The 16,352-nt window shown below is 74.3% G+C and carries 12 protein-coding genes and 1 riboswitch; of the genes, 5 read left to right on the top strand and 7 right to left on the bottom strand.

Annotated features, from left to right (window positions below; translation table 11 throughout):
* Window positions 1-2: 2 nt before the first annotated feature.
* Window positions 3-935, bottom strand: coding sequence for a serine hydrolase (locus AB0G11_RS23205; RefSeq protein WP_357588099.1), 933 nt, complete (start codon window positions 933-935; stop codon window positions 3-5).
* Window positions 936-947: 12 nt separating this feature from the next.
* Window positions 948-1,097, bottom strand: a riboswitch (cyclic di-AMP (ydaO/yuaA leader).
* A gap of 56 nt (window positions 1,098-1,153) precedes the next feature.
* Entirely contained in the window at window positions 1,154-1,726 is a 573-nt protein-coding gene (locus AB0G11_RS23200; RefSeq protein ID WP_357588097.1) for a TetR family transcriptional regulator, read from the bottom strand.
* A 75-nt stretch (window positions 1,727-1,801) separates the two neighbouring features.
* On the opposite strand from AB0G11_RS23200, the gene AB0G11_RS23195 reads away from it, so the two are divergent.
* Complete coding sequence (locus AB0G11_RS23195; protein WP_357588095.1) at window positions 1,802-2,716, top strand: SMP-30/gluconolactonase/LRE family protein; 915 nt, start codon at window positions 1,802-1,804, stop codon at window positions 2,714-2,716.
* On the opposite strand, the gene AB0G11_RS23190 is transcribed toward AB0G11_RS23195, so the two are convergent.
* Window positions 2,709-5,900 (bottom strand): GH92 family glycosyl hydrolase, encoded by a 3,192-nt coding sequence (locus tag AB0G11_RS23190; RefSeq protein WP_308126196.1) that lies wholly within the window; start codon window positions 5,898-5,900, stop codon window positions 2,709-2,711. The genes AB0G11_RS23195 and AB0G11_RS23190 overlap by 8 nt on opposite strands.
* A 196-nt stretch (window positions 5,901-6,096) precedes the next feature.
* On the opposite strand from AB0G11_RS23190, the gene AB0G11_RS23185 reads away from it, so the two are divergent.
* Window positions 6,097-7,530 (top strand): carboxyl transferase domain-containing protein, encoded by a 1,434-nt coding sequence (locus AB0G11_RS23185; protein WP_219517888.1) that lies wholly within the window; start codon window positions 6,097-6,099, stop codon window positions 7,528-7,530.
* Between the two features lies 1 nt (window position 7,531).
* On the opposite strand, the gene AB0G11_RS23180 is transcribed toward AB0G11_RS23185, so the two are convergent.
* Both AB0G11_RS23180 and AB0G11_RS23175 read right to left on the bottom strand, forming a co-directional pair.
* Entirely contained in the window at window positions 7,532-10,225 is a 2,694-nt protein-coding gene (locus AB0G11_RS23180) for an AAA family ATPase (protein ID WP_357588094.1), read from the bottom strand.
* A 145-nt stretch (window positions 10,226-10,370) separates the two neighbouring features.
* Window positions 10,371-12,170 carry a 2-isopropylmalate synthase gene (locus tag AB0G11_RS23175; protein WP_357588092.1) on the bottom strand — a complete coding sequence of 600 codons (1,800 nt, stop codon included), beginning with the start codon at window positions 12,168-12,170 and terminating at the stop codon, window positions 10,371-10,373.
* A gap of 278 nt (window positions 12,171-12,448) precedes the next feature.
* Between AB0G11_RS23175 and AB0G11_RS23170 the strand changes: the two genes are divergently transcribed.
* Window positions 12,449-13,369: a UbiA family prenyltransferase gene (locus AB0G11_RS23170; RefSeq protein ID WP_357588091.1), complete on the top strand. Its 921-nt coding sequence runs from the start codon at window positions 12,449-12,451 to the stop codon at window positions 13,367-13,369.
* A 156-nt stretch (window positions 13,370-13,525) separates the two neighbouring features.
* Here AB0G11_RS23170 and AB0G11_RS23165 read toward each other — a convergent pair whose 3' ends face one another.
* Window positions 13,526-13,714, bottom strand: coding sequence for a hypothetical protein (locus AB0G11_RS23165; protein WP_219509608.1), 189 nt, complete (start codon window positions 13,712-13,714; stop codon window positions 13,526-13,528).
* Window positions 13,715-13,768: 54 nt separating this feature from the next.
* Here AB0G11_RS23165 and AB0G11_RS23160 point away from each other — a divergent pair, with 54 nt between their 5' ends.
* The gene (locus AB0G11_RS23160) at window positions 13,769-14,545 is read left to right on the top strand and encodes a sensor histidine kinase (RefSeq protein ID WP_357588089.1); all 777 of its coding nucleotides are present in this window, start codon (window positions 13,769-13,771) and stop codon (window positions 14,543-14,545) included.
* Window positions 14,535-15,194, top strand: coding sequence for a response regulator transcription factor (locus AB0G11_RS23155; RefSeq protein WP_357588087.1), 660 nt, complete (start codon window positions 14,535-14,537; stop codon window positions 15,192-15,194). The genes AB0G11_RS23160 and AB0G11_RS23155 overlap by 11 nt, the downstream gene beginning before the upstream one ends.
* Here AB0G11_RS23155 and AB0G11_RS23150 read toward each other — a convergent pair.
* Window positions 15,170-16,135, bottom strand: coding sequence for an aldo/keto reductase (locus AB0G11_RS23150; protein WP_357588085.1), 966 nt, complete (start codon window positions 16,133-16,135; stop codon window positions 15,170-15,172). The genes AB0G11_RS23155 and AB0G11_RS23150 overlap by 25 nt on opposite strands.
* Between the last annotated feature and the right edge of the window lie 217 nt (window positions 16,136-16,352).

Below are 16,352 nucleotides of genomic sequence, written 5' to 3'. Positions count from 1 at the left end.
CGTCACGCCTTCCCGGCGGTGGCGGCCCAGTCGAGCAGCGCCTGGGCGGTGTCGAAGCGGCGGCCGGAGTCGCTCTCGCCGAGGATCACCCCGACCAGCAGCCGGCCGTCCCGCTCGGCGGCGAACGCCAGCGTGTAACCCGCGGCGCGCGTGTAGCCGGTCTTCACGCCGACCGCGCCCGGCTGGGCGAGCAGCCGGTTGGTGTTGCGCCACGAGTAGGAGCCGTGCTCACTCGTCGCCCCGACCGAGTGGTAGCGCGTCGAGGTGATCGACTTCAGCGTCTCGTTCCGCAGCACCGCCTCGGCCAGCCGTGCCTGGTCGGCCGCCGTGGAGTGGCCGCCGCCGTTCGTCGGCATGCCGTCGGCGTTGACGTACAGGGTGTCGGCCATGCCCAGCTCGCGGGCGGCCGCGTTCATCTTCCCGACGAACCCCTCGACACCCGGCCCGTACGTGCGCGCCAGCACGTGGGCGGCGTCCGCGCCGGACGGCAGCAGCAGGGCGTGGAGCACGTCCCGCACCGGCAGCCGGTCACCGGCGCGCAGCCCGGCGACGGCCGCGCCGCCCCGGGCCGCGTAGCGCACGTCCTCGGCCGTCACCTCGACGACGTCGGCCGGGTCGGCCTCCTGGAGCACGACGTGGGCGGTCATCATCTTGGTCAGGCTGGCCACGGGAAGGCGCTCGCCGGCGTCCTTGCTGTAGCGGACCTCGCCGGTGGAGGTGTCGACGACCAGTGCGGCCCGCCCGAGCACGGCGGGCGCGTCAGCGGGCGCGTACGATGCCGGGCCGGCGAAAGAGGCCGTGGTGGCGGGGGTGGCTGTGGTGGCCGCGTGGGCGGTGGTCGTGCCGGTCGTCAGGACGCCGGCGGCGAGGGCGGCGCCGGCCAGGGCGCGGCCCCAGCGGCGCGGCCGGGCGCTGGAGAAGAGGGAGGTGGGCATGAGGGGCTGTGCTCCTTGCTTCCATGCCGCCTACCGGGTTAGCTGACGGGTTCGGGCCTGGAAGTGCCCTACGGGCGCGGCCGGGGGAGCCGGCGCGCCGATTCACCCCAAGAGAGAGTGGGTCCCCGGTTCCGCGTGAGGCGGATTCGGCGGCCGCGGGCCCCGCGAACGGGCCCACGGTCCGGGCATTGCGCGCATAAGGTACGAAACTTGACAAACTATGGCAAATCGCCCGTCAAATAGTGTTGCACCACCGGCCCCACGCTGCGCGCCAGTTCCTCGGCCGGCATCGCGACCACGGGCGGCAGCCGTACGACATAACGGGTGAAGGCCAGCCCGAGCAGCTGCGTGCTCACCAGTCCGGCCCGCCGCGCCGCCTCCTCCGGCCCGCAGCCGAGCGCCCGGCCGACGAACGAGGCGACCTGGGAGGTGAACACGTCGCGCATGCTCTGCGCCGCCAGCGCGTTCGTGGACGACGAGCGCAGCAGCAGCATGATCGCCTCGTCCGACAGGTCGCCCTCCCAGCGGGACAGGAAGTGGCGCGCCATCGCCTCGCCGAGGCGCTCGCGCGGCGGCGCGGGCAGCTCCTCCAGGTTGAGCCGCAGGTTCACCGCGGCGCGGAAGAGGCCCTCCTTGTTGACGTAGTAGCGCATCACCATGGACGGGTCGACGCCGGCCAGCGAGGCCACCTTCCGGATGGTGGTGCCCGCGAACCCCTGCTCGGCGAAGAGCTTGCGGGCCGCGCCGAGGATCGCCGTGCGCGTGGCCTCGGACCTTTCCGTGAACGCCATGCCAACAAGTGTAGACCAACGCTTGTGGTCAAAAAGGTGCTGGCCGGGCCGGGCAGATCTTGGTAAGAAGAGCGGGTGGACCTCATCCCCGTGGAGTTCGAGGCGTTCGACCGCCGCATCGCCGACGTCACCGGTGACCGCAACCTGGAGCGCCTCCACCGGGGCACCCGCTGGGCCGAAGGGCCCGTCTACGTCCCCGCGGGCCGCTACCTGGTCTGGAGCGACATCCCCAACGACCGGATGCTGCGCTGGGACGAGCTGACCGGCACGGTGGGCCCGTTCCGCCGGCCGGCCGGCTACGTCAACGGCAACACCCTCGACCGCGAGGGCCGGCTGATCTCCTGCGAGCACGGCGCCCGCCGGGTGACCCGCACCGAGCACGACGGCTCCGTCACCGTGCTCGCCGACCGGTGGCGCGGCAAGCGGCTCAACAGCCCCAACGACGCCGTCGTGCGCTCCGACGGGTCCGTCTGGTTCACCGACCCGCCCTACGGCATCCTCGGCGACTACGAGGGCCACCGGGCCGAGCCGGAGATCGACGGCTGCCACGTCTACCGGATCGACCCCGCCGGCGGCGAGGTGAGCATGGTGGCCGGCGACTTCGCCCGCCCCAACGGCCTGGCGTTCTCCCCCGACGAGCGGCTGCTCTACGTCGCCGACACCGAGCGCCGCCACGTCCGCGTCTTCGAGGTCACCCGCGACGGCACGCTCACCGGCGGCAAGGTGTTCGCCGAGCAGCAGGGCGACGCCGACGGCAGCTACGACGGCATGCGGCTCGACGACACCGGCCGCCTGTGGGCCGCCGTCGGCCGGTCGATCCACGCCTACCACCCCGACGGGACGCTCCTCGGCAGGCTGCACCTGCCGGAGAGCGCCTCCAACCTCGTCTTCGGCGGCCTCAAGCGCAACCGCGTCTTCATCACCGCGACGACGTCCCTCTACTCGATGATGCTGAGCCTGAGGGGCGCCGCCCCGGTATGGGCTACCTGAACGCCCAGGTGAACAGGTGCAGCTCGCCGTCCTCCGGGTCGGAGAAGGCGAAGCTGCGCACCTTCTTGCCCGGGTCCAGCGCGATCGGCTGCGAGGCGTACACGTGCGCCGGCACCGGCTGCAACGCCCACGAGCCCCAGAACAGCCGGTGCGGCGTGCGCGCCACGACCTCGTTGCCGAACTGCGGCTGCCCGCCGCCGAAGTCGAGGATCCAGTCGCTGAAGCCGAGCCTGCCGGTGCTGGTCGTGCCGTCGGCGTAGGTGACGGTGACCTGCGACTCGGGCCAGCCGTTCACGCCCGTGCCCAGGAAGGCGACGCTCGTGGCGCCGTCGGGCGCGGCCACCTCCAGCGCCTTGCCGCCGGTGCGCACGTTGTCCCACTCGCCGCGCCCGCGGTCGGGCCAGGTGAACGAGTAGTCCCGCCACCTCACCGTGCCGCCCGGCGTGAGCCCCGCCTCGGCCAGCGCCTGCGCCGACAGGCTGAAGCCCGGCCCGTCGATGTTGGCCTCGCCGGGAGCGGTCATGTCGCCGATGCCGACGTTGTTGTGATGCCACTCGGGGGTGCCGCGCGCCGCCACGTTGAGCCGCACCGACGCCCGCCGCTCGCCCACGACGACCGGCACGCTGACGAAGCCGCGCGGCACGTCGCCGGACACCGACACCTCCAGCGCCTGACGCTCCTGCCCGCCCGCGCCCACGGTGAGCGTGCCGCGTGACGGCGACACGGTGACGCCGTCCGGCGGCCTGGCCTCCCAGGTCAGCGTGGCGGCCGGGCCCGTCGAGCGCACCGCCAGCTCCGTCGCGAACGTGCCGCCCGGCTCGACCGGGCCGCTGCCCCGGCTGAAGCCCGCCAGGTACGGCAGCGTCCCGTCGCCGAACGACGGCGGCGCGTCCGCCGGGTCCGCGCCGAAGCTCCGGTCCGGGGACCAGCCGACGGCGAAGTCCAGCCGCCCGCCGCCGGTCGCGAACGACTCCGGCAGCCACGCCCGGTCCGTCTCCGCGCCGTTCACCCGCAGGGACCGCACGTACGAGCCCTGCCCCCAGGAGTTGACGACGATGTCGCCGCCCGGCCGGTCGATCGTGATCCGGTCGAACAGCGGCGTGCTCACCAGCAGCTCGGCCCGGCCCGGGATCGCCGGGAACAGTCCCATGGCCGACCACACGTACCAGGAGCCCATCGCGCCCAGGTCGTCGTTGCCGACCAGCCCGTCCGGGCCCGGCCCGAACAGCTCCCGCTGAACCCGGCGCACCAGCTCCTGCGTCTTGTACGGCTGCCCGGCCCACGCGTACAGCCACGGCGACGGCAGCGACACCTCGTTGCCCAGGTAGGCGCGCGCCACGGCGGGTCCGGCGTTCAGCTCGCCGAAGTACTCGTCCAGCCGGGGCACCACCTTGCCGGCGCCGCCCATCGCCGCGAACAGCCCGGCCGGGTTGTGCGGCACCAGCCAGTGGTACTGCGCCCCGTTGCCCTCCATGTACACGTCGGGCGCGGCCGGGTCGAACGGCCAGGTGAACGAGCCGTCGCCCATGCGCGGCTGGATCCACCCGCTGCCCGGGTTGTAGATGTGCTGCCACGCCTGCGAGCGGCGCATGAACTCCGCCGCCGTGTCCCGCTCGCCCAGCCGGGCGGCGAGCTGCGCGATCCCGAAGTCGGCCACGCCGTACTCCAGCGTCGCCGACGGGTCGTACGGCACGTGGCCGTCGCGCATGAACGCCGCGTTGCCGGGCCGCTCGTCGTAGGCGAGCAGCGGATGGCCGATGTCGCGCGGCCCGGTCCGCCTGGCCGCCTCGGCCATCGCCTTCAGCGCCGCCTCCGCGTCGAAGCCGCGCGCGCCGAAGGCGTACATCGTGGACACGATCGAGTGGAACGGGTCGCCGACCATGACGCCGGTGATCGCCGTCTGGTGCGACCAGCGGTCCCACACGTTGCCGACGGCCTGCGCGTTGTCGTACATCGACTGCGCGATGTCCCCGGCCACGTCCGGCGCGAGCAGCGCGAGGAGCTGCACCTCGCTGCGGTAGATGTCCCAGCCGGAGAACGTCGCGTAGTGGTGCTCGCCGGGCCGCACCTGGTGCGGCTTCTGGTCGAACCCGGTGTAGGCGCCGTCCACGTCCTCCGACACGTGCGGCTGGAGCAGCGCGTGGTAGAGGTTGCTGTAGAAGGTGCGCCGCTGCGCGTCGGTGCCGCCGGCGATCCGCACCTTGCCGAGCCGCTCGTCCCACACGCCGCGCGCCTCGCGGGCGACCTGGTCCAGGCTCTTGGCGGCGATCTCGGCGCGGAGGTTGCGCTCGGCGCCGTCGACGCTCACGTACGACAGGCCGACCCGCATCTGCACCGGCCGCGCCGGGTCGAACTGCAGGTACGCGCCCGAGCCCGGCCCGTTGACGGCCACGTCGTCCGACGTCACCACGTCGCCCCGCACCCGGGCGGGACCGGCGTTGGCGACGGCGGTGCCGCCGGGGCGCACCTCGTCGTCCTTCCACGTCCCGTACGCGGTGACCGGCTGGTCGAACGTGGCGTGGAAGTAGATCTTGTAGCGGGTGGGCGGGCCGCAGAAGCCGCCGGTCTGCACCCAGCCCTCGACGGTGTTGCCGCTGATGCGGGTCTCGCCGTCGTCGACGCCGTTGACCGAGCCGCTGGTGTTGAGCAGCACGGTGCCGGGCTTGCCGGCCGGGAAGGTGAAGCGGGCGACGCCCGCGCGCATCGAGACCGACAGCTCGGTCTTGACGCCGCTGTCGAGCGTGCTGGAGTAGAAGCCGGGCCAGGCCCGCTCGTTGGCGTGCGAGAACGTCTGCACGTAGTCCTCGCCGTGCGTGGCGGGCGAGCGGCCGACCGCCCCGGAGAACGGGGTCACCGGGAAGTCCTGCGCGCCCGTGCAGCCGGGGCCGGAGATGTGCGTCATCGAGAAGCCGCGCAGGCGGTTGTCCTCCCAGCGGTAGCCGCCGCCGGCGTCCTCCACCGTGTCGGGGCTCCACTGCATCATGCCGAACGGCAGGACGGCGCCGGGGAAGGTCATGCCCCCGCCGCCGCCGTGGTCGAAGTCGGGCGCCGCCTCCTTCGTCCCGTGGAAGACGTTGACCAGGGAAACCGGATCGCGCTCCACCGTCACGTCCTGGGGAGCGCCATAGGGAAAGGTCGTCGCCGCGACCAGCGCGGTGACGACGGGTAAGGACCAGAGAGCCACGACAGTCCTCCAGATAAGGGGATCGCCGTATCGAACCCCGGGGCGAACGGGCCGGTCAACGGCCGGAAACCACGGCCACAACAGGTCACGGGCGCCGCCGTGGACAGGGGTTGGCAGGCGGCTCCCGCGTTGCGAGATTCGCCGTGACCCCGTCCCCGAACCGTCCCCCGTGACGAGCATGTGAGGGATGTCAGCGATGACCGTCGTGTCCACGATCGAGACCTCCGAAGCCCCCGTCGCCGGACCCGCCCCCGACCCGCGCGCCCCCGCCGTCCGGCTGGCGGGCCTGCTCGACCCCGGCTCCATGACCGCGCCGCACGACGAGGACGCCACCGGCGTGACCGCCGTGCGCGGCCTGGTCGAGGGCGCGCCGGTCGTCGCCTACTGCACCGACGCCCGGCTGATGGGCGGCGCGCTCGGCGCGGCCGGCGCCGCCCGGATCGTCGAGGCCGTCGAGGACGGCGTGCGGTCCGGCTGCCCGGTGATCGGGCTGTGGCACTCCGGCGGCGCCCGGCTCGCCGACGGCGTGGAGTCCATGGACGGAGTGGGCCGCATGTTCGCCGCCATGACCAGGGCGTCCGGCGTCGTCCCGCAGATCTCCGTCATCCTCGGCCCGGCCGCCGGCGCCGCCGCGTACGGGCCCGCGCTCACCGACGTGGTCGTCATGGCCGACGCCGGGCGGGTGTTCGTGACCGGCCCGGAGATCGTCCGCAGCGTCACCGGCGAGCGCATCGACATGGCCGGGCTCGGCGGGCCCGAGGCGCACGGCAGGAAGTCCGGCGTCGCGCACGTTCTGGCCGCCGACGAGGCCGACGCCTGCGCCAGGGCCCGCCGCCTCACCGGCCTGCTCGGCCGCCCCGGCACGTGCGCCGCCGCCGGCGCCGGGCCGGTGGCCGACCCGCGCGCCCTGCTGCCGGCCTCGCCGCGCCGCGCCTACGACGTGCGGCCCCTGGTGCGGGCCGTGCTCGACGACGGGCTGATGGAGGAGCTGCAGCCGCGCTGGGCCGCCAACGTCCTCGTCGCGCTCGGGCGGCTCGGCGGCGCCACCGTCGGCGTGCTGGCCAACAACCCGATCCACAAGGGCGGCTGCCTCGACTCGCTCTCCGCCGAGAAGGCCGCCCGCTTCGTCCGCATGTGCGACTCGTTCGGCATCCCGCTCGTCGTGCTCGTCGACGTCCCCGGCTACCTGCCCGGCGTCGGCCAGGAGTGGGGCGGGGTCGTCCGGCGCGGGGCCAAGCTGCTGCACGCCTTCGCCGAGTCGGTCGTGCCCCGCGTGACGCTCATCACCCGCAAGGCGTACGGCGGCGCCTACATCGCGATGAACTCCCGCTCGCTCGGCGCCACCACCACGTTCGCCTGGCCCGGCGCCGAGGTCGCGGTCATGGGCGCCGAGTCGGCGATCGGCGTCCTGCACCGCAAGGCCCTGGCCGCCGCCCCCGAGGAGGAGCGCGAGGAGCTGCGCGCCCGCCTCGCCGAGGAGCACCGCCGCACCGCCGGCGGCGTCGGCCGGGCCGTGGACCTCGGCGTCGTCGACGAGGTCATCGCCCCCGAGACCACCCGCGCCCGGCTCGCCGACGCGATCGCCCGCGCCCCCCGCGCCCGGGGCCGCCACACGAACATCCCCCTGTGAGTCAGAGCTGCTGGGCCGACAGGGTCTCCGGCAGGTCGGCGCGGCGGGTCACGCTCAGCTTGCGGTAGACGCGCGTCAGGTGCTGCTCCACCGTGCTCACCGTGATGAACAGCTTGGCGGAGATCTCCCGGTTGGAGTAGCCGTCGGCCGCCAGCGACGCCACCCGCCGCTCGGCGTCGCTCAGCACCGGCCGCGCGCCGGCCTCGCCCGCCTCCCACGCCCCGTCTGGCAGCGCCCGGCTCAGCGCGCCGGCCTGGCACTCGTGCGCCAGCACGCGGGCCCGGCGGCCCATCACCGCCGCCCGCCGGAACTCGCCGACCGCGTGGTACGCCTCGGCCAGCCCCGTCATCGACCTGGCCAGCTCGTACGTGTCGCCGCCGTCGCGCAGCAGCTCCGCCGACTGACGCAGCAGCATCACGCGGTGGCGCTTCTCGGCGGTCGCGGCCAGCACCCGCAGCGCCATCCCCTGCACCCGCCGCGACCCGGCGGCCCGCGCCAGCTGCTCCTCCACGAGCAGCCGCGCCTCGTCCGTCTCGCCGAGGGCGATCAGCGCCTGCGCCGCGTCCAGCCGCCAGGCGATGAACTCGGCGCTGTCGAGCTGCCACTCGCCCATCAGCTCGCCGCACAGCCGCAGGTCGCGCAGCGCCTGCCGCGCCTGCCCGGCAGCCAGGTGGAAGCGGCCCTTGCCGTACAGGTAGTGCAGCCCGAACCGGGTCTCCAGCATCGCCTCCGGCACCGGCCTGGTGACCGGCGGCAGGCACTCCTCGTACCGGCCCATCGCCGCGCCCGCCAGCAGCAGGCTGCCCAGTGGCCCGCCGACGGCGACGCCCCAGCTGTCCGGCGGGATGAGCTCCAGCGCCAGCCGCGCGTCCGCCGCCGCCGCGGCCGGGTCGCCGCGGCGCAGGCCGATCTCGGCGCGGATCGCCGACAGCCGCGCCTGCCGGCCCGGCGCGCGGCGCGAGGCCGCCTCCGCGACGAACGAGTCGCACCAGGGCGCGGCCAGGTCGGCGCGGCCCGTGTACGTCAGCGCCAGCAGCGCGCTCTCCACCGTGTCCAGCGTCATCTCGTCCAGCCGGGAGCCGCGCAGGATGCGCTCGGCCGTCGTCGCCGTCTCCGGCAGCGGCCCCTGCGTCAGCGCCCGCACCAGCGCGCCCACCGCCTCGGTGCGGCGGTCCGCGCTCAGCGAGTACGCGGCGCCGCCCGCCTGCTCGTCGCTCAGCTCCGGCAGGTCGGCCAGGAACGGCGGGCAGCTGCTGCGGAACCAGGCGTGCGCCGCAGCCACCTCCGCCACCGCCTCCCGGTCCAGCTCGTCCAGCTCGTCCAGCTTCCGCAGGTGGCCGAGCACGCTCCTGGCGTCGGCCGCGTGACCGTGCCACAGCAGCGCCTTGGCCAGGGTCACCGCGTCGCCGCCGCTCAGGTGCCCCCGGCGCAGCGCCTCGGTCAGCTCGCCGAGCTGCCCGGCGGGGGTGCCGGGGTCGATCCGCCAGCGGGCGCGCACCAGCGTGGTCGCGATGCCCGCCCGCCGCCGCTCGTCCGGGCAGGACCGCAGCGCCAGCTTCAGGTACTCGATCGCGGACTCCACGCCGTCGTCGCGCAGCGCCTGCGCCGCCGCCTCCTCCAGGATCGGCAGCGCCCACAGCCGGCTCGCGTCACCGGCGCGCAGCAGGTGACCGGCCACCACGGGGGCGGGCGCGCCGTCGTGGTAGGTCAGCTCGGCCGCCCGCAGGTGCAGGCCGACGCGCTCGCCGTCGTCCAGCCCGGCCAGCACGGCGGACCTGGCCGCCTCGTCGCGGAACCGGCCGCCGTCCAGCAGCCCCGCCCGGGTCAGGGCCAGGACCTCCTTGGCGGTGGCCGCCTCGTTCGCGCCGAGCAGCCGGGCGACCGGCCCCGCCTCGCCGAGCACGGCCAGCGCCCGCGCCACCCCCGGCGCGGCCTCACCCGCCCGGTGCAGGCAGGCGAGCACGGCCTCGGCGTAACGCTCGCCCCGGCCGTCGCCGATCCGGTGGTCCTCCAGCAGCGCGTCCACCAGCAGCCGGTTGCCGCCCGTCAGCTCGTGCCAGCGGGCCGCCTGCCCCGCTCCGGCCTCCCCGGCCGCCAGCCGCGTCACCTCCGCCGCGGACAGGTGGGCCAGCCGGACCGCGCGGCAGTGCGGCTGCCGCAGCATCTCCGCGTGCAGGCCGCCGAGCGCGTGCGGGTCCCGTACGGTGACCGCCAGCATGACCGGCGCGTACGCGATCCGCCGCGCCAGATGCGACAGGCACAGCTGCGAGGCGCGGTCGGCGTGCTGCAGGTCGTCCACGACGACGAGCAGCGGATGCCGCTCCGCCAGCTCCAGCAGCACCGTGCAGAGCGCGTCCACGATCAGCACGTCCACGTCGTCTCCCGGCCCGGCCGCGCCGCGCGCCCCCTCCCGCAGCAGGCTCGCCACGGTGGCGCGGTTGTCCTCCGACATCCGCGCGCCCAGCAGGAGCTGCGACAGCACGCCGAACGGCAGCGCGCTCTCGGCGGGCGAGCCGGTCGCCGTCAGCGGGACGGCGCCGTGGTCGCCGGCGTGCTCGGCCAGGCCGTACAGCAGCGCGCTCTTGCCGGTGGCGATCGCGCCGGTCACCATCGCGACGCGGCCCCGGCCGGCGGCGGCCTCGTCCAGGAGTTCCCGGAGCGTGGCCATCTCCTGGCGCTCGACGTCCTCGGCCATGGCGGCCCTCCTTGCTCAGCACTCGGTCGGTCGGGTCAGTAGGGGAGCCGGCGCCCCGACGGGGTGCGCAGGTCGAGGCCGGCCTCGGGGCCGGGGCGGCGGTGCGGGCGCGGCTTCCTGGGGACGACGCGGGCCATCGCCGGCCTCACCCCGCGGCCGCGAGCGGAAGCTGCTCCACCTGACGCTGCTCCCTCGGCCGCTGCTCCCTCGCGCTCGGCTCCAGGGGGCGCGGCTCCAGGGGGTGAGGGTTCAGGGGGTGGGCGGGGCGGTGGTGGGCGCGGCCGGCGAGGCGGGCGCTCGCCGCGCGCACGGCGGAGAACGCCGCCGCCGTCACGTCGGCCCCGGCGCCCACCCCCCACGCGACCTCGCCCGTGCCCTCACTCTCGGCGCCGGCGCCGCACTCGGCGTAGACGACGGCGTCGTGCGGGGCGCGGCGGACCAGGGGCCGCCGGCCGATCGCGCCGTGACGCGACAGCGGGGGAGCGGCCCGGTGCACGGCCCGCACGTCGATGCCCCACGGCGCGAGCGACTGGCGCAGGCCGCGCGGCACCGCGCCGTCGACCCAGAGCGTCGCCGTGACCGGCGCGAACAGCTCCGCCGGCGCGCCGTCGTCGGCGTACGCGTCGCGGAACAGCTCGCCGATCCGGCCGGGCGACAGCTCGCCGCCCTCGGCGTCGGCCCGCGCCTGCACGCGCGCCGACAGGTCGGCCTGCAGGCCGCGCGGCAGGGCGAGCCCGTGCCAGGCGCTCATCACGTACGCGACGCCGCCCTTGCCGGACTGGCTGTTGACCCGCACCACCGCCTCGTACGTGCGGCCGACGTCCCGGGGGTCGACGGGCAGGTACGGGGTGCGCCACGGCAGCGCGGCGGCCGGGGCGCCGGTCGTGACGGCGCGGCGCTCCAGCTCGTCGAACCCCTTCTTGATGGCGTCCTGGTGCGACCCGGAGAAGGCCGTGTAGACCAGGTCGCCCGCGTAGGGGTGGCGCGGGTGCACCGGCATCTGGTTGCACTCCTCGGCCGTGCGCCGCACGTCGTCGATGTCGGACAGGTCGACGCCCGGGTCGACGCCGTGGGTGAACAGGTTCATGCAGAGCGTCACCAGGCAGACGTTGCCGGCGCGCTCGCCGTTGCCGAACAGGCACCCCTCGACGCGCTCGGCCCCGGCCAGCAGCGCCAGCTCGGCGGCGGCGACCCCGGTGCCGCGGTCGTTGTGCGGGTGGACGGACAGGCACACGTGCTCGCGCCGCGACAGGTTGCGGCCCAGCCACTCGATCTGATCGGCGAACACGTTCGGCAGCGACCGCTCGACCGTGGTCGGGAAGTTGAGGATGATGCCCCGGCCCGCCTCCGGCTGCCAGGCGTCCATGACCGCCTCGCACACCTCCAGGGCGAAGTCCGGCTCGGTCTCGTTGAAGAGCTCGGGGGAGTACTGGTAGCCCAGGTCGCAGCCGGGCAGGGCGCGCCCGGCCTGGTCCATCAGCACGTGCGTGGCGCGTACCGCGAGGTCGCGGCAGCCGGCCCGGCCGACGCCGAGCACCAGGTCGCGGAAGAGCGGCGAGGTGGCGTTGTAGATGTGCACCGTGGCGCGCGGCGCGCCCTTGAGGCTGTCCACGGTGGCGCGGATGAGCTCCTCGCGGGCCTGGGTCAGCACGGTGATGCGCACGTCGTCGGGGATGTGGTCGCGCTCGATGAGCAGCCGGACGAAGTCGTGGTCGTCCTGGCTGGCGACGGGGAAGCCGACCTCGATCTCCTTGAACCCGATCCGCACCAGCAGGTCGAACATCCGGAGCTTGCGCTCGGGCGACATCGGGCGGGCCAGCGACTGGTTGCCGTCGCGCAGGTCGGTGGAGAGCCAGCGGGGGGCGGAGTGGATGCGACTGCCCGGCCAGGTGCGGTCGGGCAGATCGAGGGGCGTGAGACCGGTGTAACGTCCGGCACCCTGCATGGCGGAATTCCTTTCGTGGGTGACCCTCGTTTTCCTCGGAACAGGGGTTGGAATTCACCGGAGTCGTTTCTAAGGTGAGGTCCGGCCCCCGCGGTTCGGCTTTCCCGGCGTTATGGCCGGACGTTATAAGGGGGCTCGCGGGCCGGGCAAGACGGGGCATCAGGAGTTCTCCGGTAATAGCCCCGGGTACCACCCCCCGTATCGAAAGGCGCAGTCCCGGCTACAACCTTCGGATCGCCCCTATGTCAGGCCCGGCGCGGGCCGCTCACAATGCGGACATGGCAGCCTTGTCCGCGCGTGCCCTCGGTCTCTGCGTCGCAGAGGCCCGACCTCTGGTGCTGGCCGTCTCGGCCCTGCGCTACCTCACCGGCGTCGCGCTCGCGCTGCCGGCCGCGACCGCCGCCGCCTCCTTCCCGCAGGTCGCCCAGGGTGCCGCCGCCTGGGTGCTGTCGATCTTCGCGATCTACCTCTTCAACGGGGTGACGGACGTCGCGGAGGACCAGATCAACGGTTCGGGCCGGCCGATCGCCCGGGGCGACCTGGACGCCCGGCTGGCCGCCGTGGTGGCGGCCGGGGCCGGGTGTCTCTCGCTGGTGGCGACGGCGGGCCTGCCCGGGCAGATGCCGTGGATCATCGCCGGCAACCTGGTGCTGGGCTACCTGTACTCGGGCCCGCCGCTGCCGCTGAAGGACACCTCGGGCGGCACGGTCGCGGTGCTGTGCCTGTCGGGGCTGCTGTCGTACCTGGCGGGTTTCACGGTGGCGACGGCGGGCGGCGGCGTGGCCGCGCCGACGGCGCTGGTGCTGTTCGCCGGGGTGGCGATCGGCTGGATGGTGTTCGTCGGCGTGCCGGCCAAGGACCTGTCGGACATCGAGGGCGACACGGCGGCCGGCCGGCGCACGCTCGGCGTGCTCATCGGGGAGCGGATGTCGCGGCAGGTCATGGTGGGCGCCGCGGTGGTGCTGCTGGTGGCCTTCGCCCTGGCGGTGGCGCTGGCGCGGGCGCCGCTCGGCGGCGTCGTGGCGGCGCTGGCGGCGGGCGTGGTGGCGGTGGCGGCGGCCGGGCTGCCGGCCGCGCGGGGCCCGGAAGCGGGCGCCGGCGGCGGGGACGGCGGGCGGCGGCGGGCGCGCCGCCCGTATGGAGCGTTCATGGGAACGCAACATCTTCTTCACCTGACCGCGTTTTTGTCATGGATCTGACCCAAATGTTGCATGTGTCTCCTGGTCGCGCGATAGTTTGGAGAACGCTCAACGCGCGGCGGCGGAGGGGGGACATTGGAGGCGGCACACGGGGCCACGGGGGACCCGGCGGAATTAGTCGAATCGTGTCGTGATTTAATCCTCAACGAATTCGAATCAGCCCTTCAGACCGCCGGTAACGTCGTCTTCGCAGATCAGAGCGCGCGCGAGCTCGCGCTCTCCACCGCCCGTCAGGTGCTCGACGACGTGGCGGCCACGCTCCGTGCCGGAAAGGTGCAGGTGGGCGAGCTCTATCAATTTCACGCGCGCGAGGTGGGAAACGCGCGGGCCGCGGGCGGCGTCCATCCCAAAGCCTCACTTGAGGCGGGCTCACTTTTCTTCCGTTCGGCGCTGCGGCATTTGACCCGGGGGCTGGCGGACGCGTACGACTCGCCCGCCGACCTGATCACGCTGGCCGTCAGCGGCATGGAGGAGAGCCTGTCCCGGCGCGTGCGCGAGTCGGCCGACAGCTACCACAGCTTCCTGCTCAACCAGGTCCACGAGGCCCAGGACGACGAGCGCCGCCGCATCGCCCGCGAGCTGCACGACCGCATCGGCCACGGCGTCAGCGTCGCCCACCAGCAGCTCGCGCTGTCGGAGGTGTACCGGCCGGTGGACGCCGCCCGCGCCGCCGCCAAGATCAGCCTCGCCCAGCAGGCCGTCCAGGAGACGATGGAGAACCTGCGCCAGATCACCTCCGAGCTGCACCCGCAGGTCCCGGTCAAGAGCCTGGAGAAGGCGCTGCTCGGCTTCATCGAGACCGTCGAGGACGACGTGGTCTCCGTCGGGCTCGACGTGAGCGGCGACGAGTCGTGGGCCCCGCCGCGCGTCCTCGACGAGGCGTTCCTCATCGTCCGCGAGGCCGTGCGCAACGCGCTCGGCCACGGCCGCCCCAAGCTCGTCGTGGTCCGGGTGAACATCGCCCCGCACGAGCTGTCGGCCTCCGTCCAGGACAACGGCCACGGCTTCGACCCCGCCCGGGCCCGCGAGCACGACGGCGTCGGCCTCACCTCCATGCGCGAGCGCGCCGAACTGCTCGGCGGCCGGGTGCTCATCTCCAGCGAGCCGGGCCGGGGCTGCCTGGTCCAGCTCTTCGTCCCACTCAAGAGGCGGCCCGGTGGACAGCGTGACGCCTGACGCCCGGATCTCCGTGGTCCTGGTCGACGATCACGCCCTGTTCCGGGAGGGCCTGCGGGAGATCCTGGAGTCGGTCGGCGACATCAGCGTGGCCGGGGAGGCCGGCGACTCCGCCACCGCCGTGCGCGTGGTCGCCGAGACGCTGCCCGACGTGGTGCTGCTCGACGTGGAGATCCCCGGCGACGAGGTGACCGAGACCGTCGGCCGCATCCGCGCGCTCTCGCCGGAGACCGGCATCATCATCCTCAGCATGTACGACGGCCCGCACCTGCTCACCCGGCTGCTGGCCGCCGGCATCCGCGGCTACCTGCTCAAGAGCGTGCACCGGCACGAGCTGATCTCGGCCGTGCGCAGCGTCCACGAGGAGCCGTCACGGCTCGTGCTGGCCGTCTCCCGCAGCAGCCTGGCCCGCGTGGAGGCGCCCTCGACCGGCGTGCTGTCGGACAAGGAGCTGGAGGTGCTGCAGCTGGCCGCGCAGGCGCTCAGCAACAACCAGATCGCCCGCCGGCTCGGCCTGGCCGAGGCGACGGTCAAGCGCCACATGCGCAACATCTTCGTCAAGCTGAACGCCGCCTCCCGCATCGACGCCGTCAACAAGGCCCTGGCCGCCTCGCTCATCCCGCCTCAGAGCAGGGGCGGCGACGACTGACCCGACGGGCAGGCCGGGAAGAGCTCCGCCAGCGCGTCGCGGGTCGCCGGCGGCACCTCGACCGACGAGGCCGCCAGGTTCATCTCCAGATGCACCGGGTCGCGCGTGCTCGGGACCGGCACCACGTAGTCGCCCTGCGCCAGCAGCCAGCTCAGCGCGAGCCGGCCGGCCCCCACGTCGAGCCGGGCGGCCATCGCCTCCAGCGACTTCAGCTGCGGCGCGCACGCCTCGCGCTGCTCGGCGTCGAAGCGCGGATCGGCGTGCCGCCAGTCGCCCGGCCCGAGCGCCGGGCGTGACCCCATCCGGCCGGTGAGGAACCCGCGGCCCAGCGGCCGGGCGGCGACCACGGCGATGCCGAGCTCCCGCACGGTGTCGAGCAGCCCCTGCGACGGCCGCCGCCCCCACAGCGAGAACTCCACGGCGACCGCGCTGATCGGGTGCACCGCGTGCGCCCGCCGCACCTGCTGCGGGGTGCCGCCGGTCAGCCCCACATGGGCGATCTTCCCGGCCGCCACCAGCTCCGACAGCCGCTGCACGCCCGCCTCCACGGGCACGCGCTCGTCCTGGCAGTCGAGGTAGAACAGGCCGATGCGGCCGGTGCGCAGCCGCCTGAGCGAGGCGTCGCAGTCACGCTCCAGGGAGCCGGGCCGCCCGTCGGACTCCACGGTCCCGCGCGGGCCGTGACGGCGCACCCCGCCGCGCGTGGCCACCACCACGCCGTCGCCCCGGCGCGCGACCGCCTTGCCGATCATGCTCTCCACGTGGCCCGCGGCGTAGAAGCCCGCCGTGTCGAGAAAGGTCACGCCGGCGTCGAGCGCCGCCCGGAGCAGCCGGTCGGCGTCGGTGTCGCCGACGGGCCCGTAGGCGCCGGACAGGGCGAGCGAGCCGAGCCCGACGCCGGAGATAACCGGCCCCGACGGGCCGAGCCTCGTGTACCGCACGAATCCCCTTACATTCCGTCGCTTTCCACGCGTGCGCCTTCCTATCAAAAAGGGCTTCAAATCGCGTGGCAACCCCGTACTTCACAAAGTGTGGGATTGGTCAGTCAACCCCCGATGTGCCCCTGCGCATGATAGGGGACCTCCCGGCTTCCCGGCCACGCCGGAACCCCTGTCCCTACCCCAGAAAATCCGGCGGCACCCATAAAGATGATTGGCC

The organism is Nonomuraea sp. NPDC023979, from assembly GCF_040639085.1.
In the GTDB taxonomy this organism is placed as follows: Bacteria; Actinomycetota; Actinomycetes; order Streptosporangiales; family Streptosporangiaceae; genus Nonomuraea; species Nonomuraea ceibae.
Note: the sequence above shows the minus strand (reverse complement) of the source record. Positions and strands in the feature narration are given on the sequence as shown.

Excerpts from the sequence above, each read along its gene's own strand:
- AB0G11_RS23185 (WP_219517888.1), top strand. The coding sequence starts at position 6,097 with ATGACCGTCGTGTCCACGATCGAGACCTCCGAAGCCCCCGTCGCCGGA.
- AB0G11_RS23205 (WP_357588099.1), bottom strand. The coding sequence starts at position 935 with ATGCCCACCTCCCTCTTCTCCAGCGCCCGGCCGCGCCGCTGGGGCCGC.
- AB0G11_RS23200 (WP_357588097.1), bottom strand. The coding sequence starts at position 1,726 with ATGGCGTTCACGGAAAGGTCCGAGGCCACGCGCACGGCGATCCTCGGC.
- AB0G11_RS23165 (WP_219509608.1), bottom strand. The coding sequence starts at position 13,714 with ATGGACGCCGCCCGCGGCCCGCGCGTTTCCCACCTCGCGCGCGTGAAA.
- AB0G11_RS23180 (WP_357588094.1), bottom strand. The coding sequence starts at position 10,225 with ATGGCCGAGGACGTCGAGCGCCAGGAGATGGCCACGCTCCGGGAACTC.
- AB0G11_RS23170 (WP_357588091.1), top strand. The coding sequence starts at position 12,449 with ATGGCAGCCTTGTCCGCGCGTGCCCTCGGTCTCTGCGTCGCAGAGGCC.
- AB0G11_RS23175 (WP_357588092.1), bottom strand. The coding sequence starts at position 12,170 with ATGCAGGGTGCCGGACGTTACACCGGTCTCACGCCCCTCGATCTGCCC.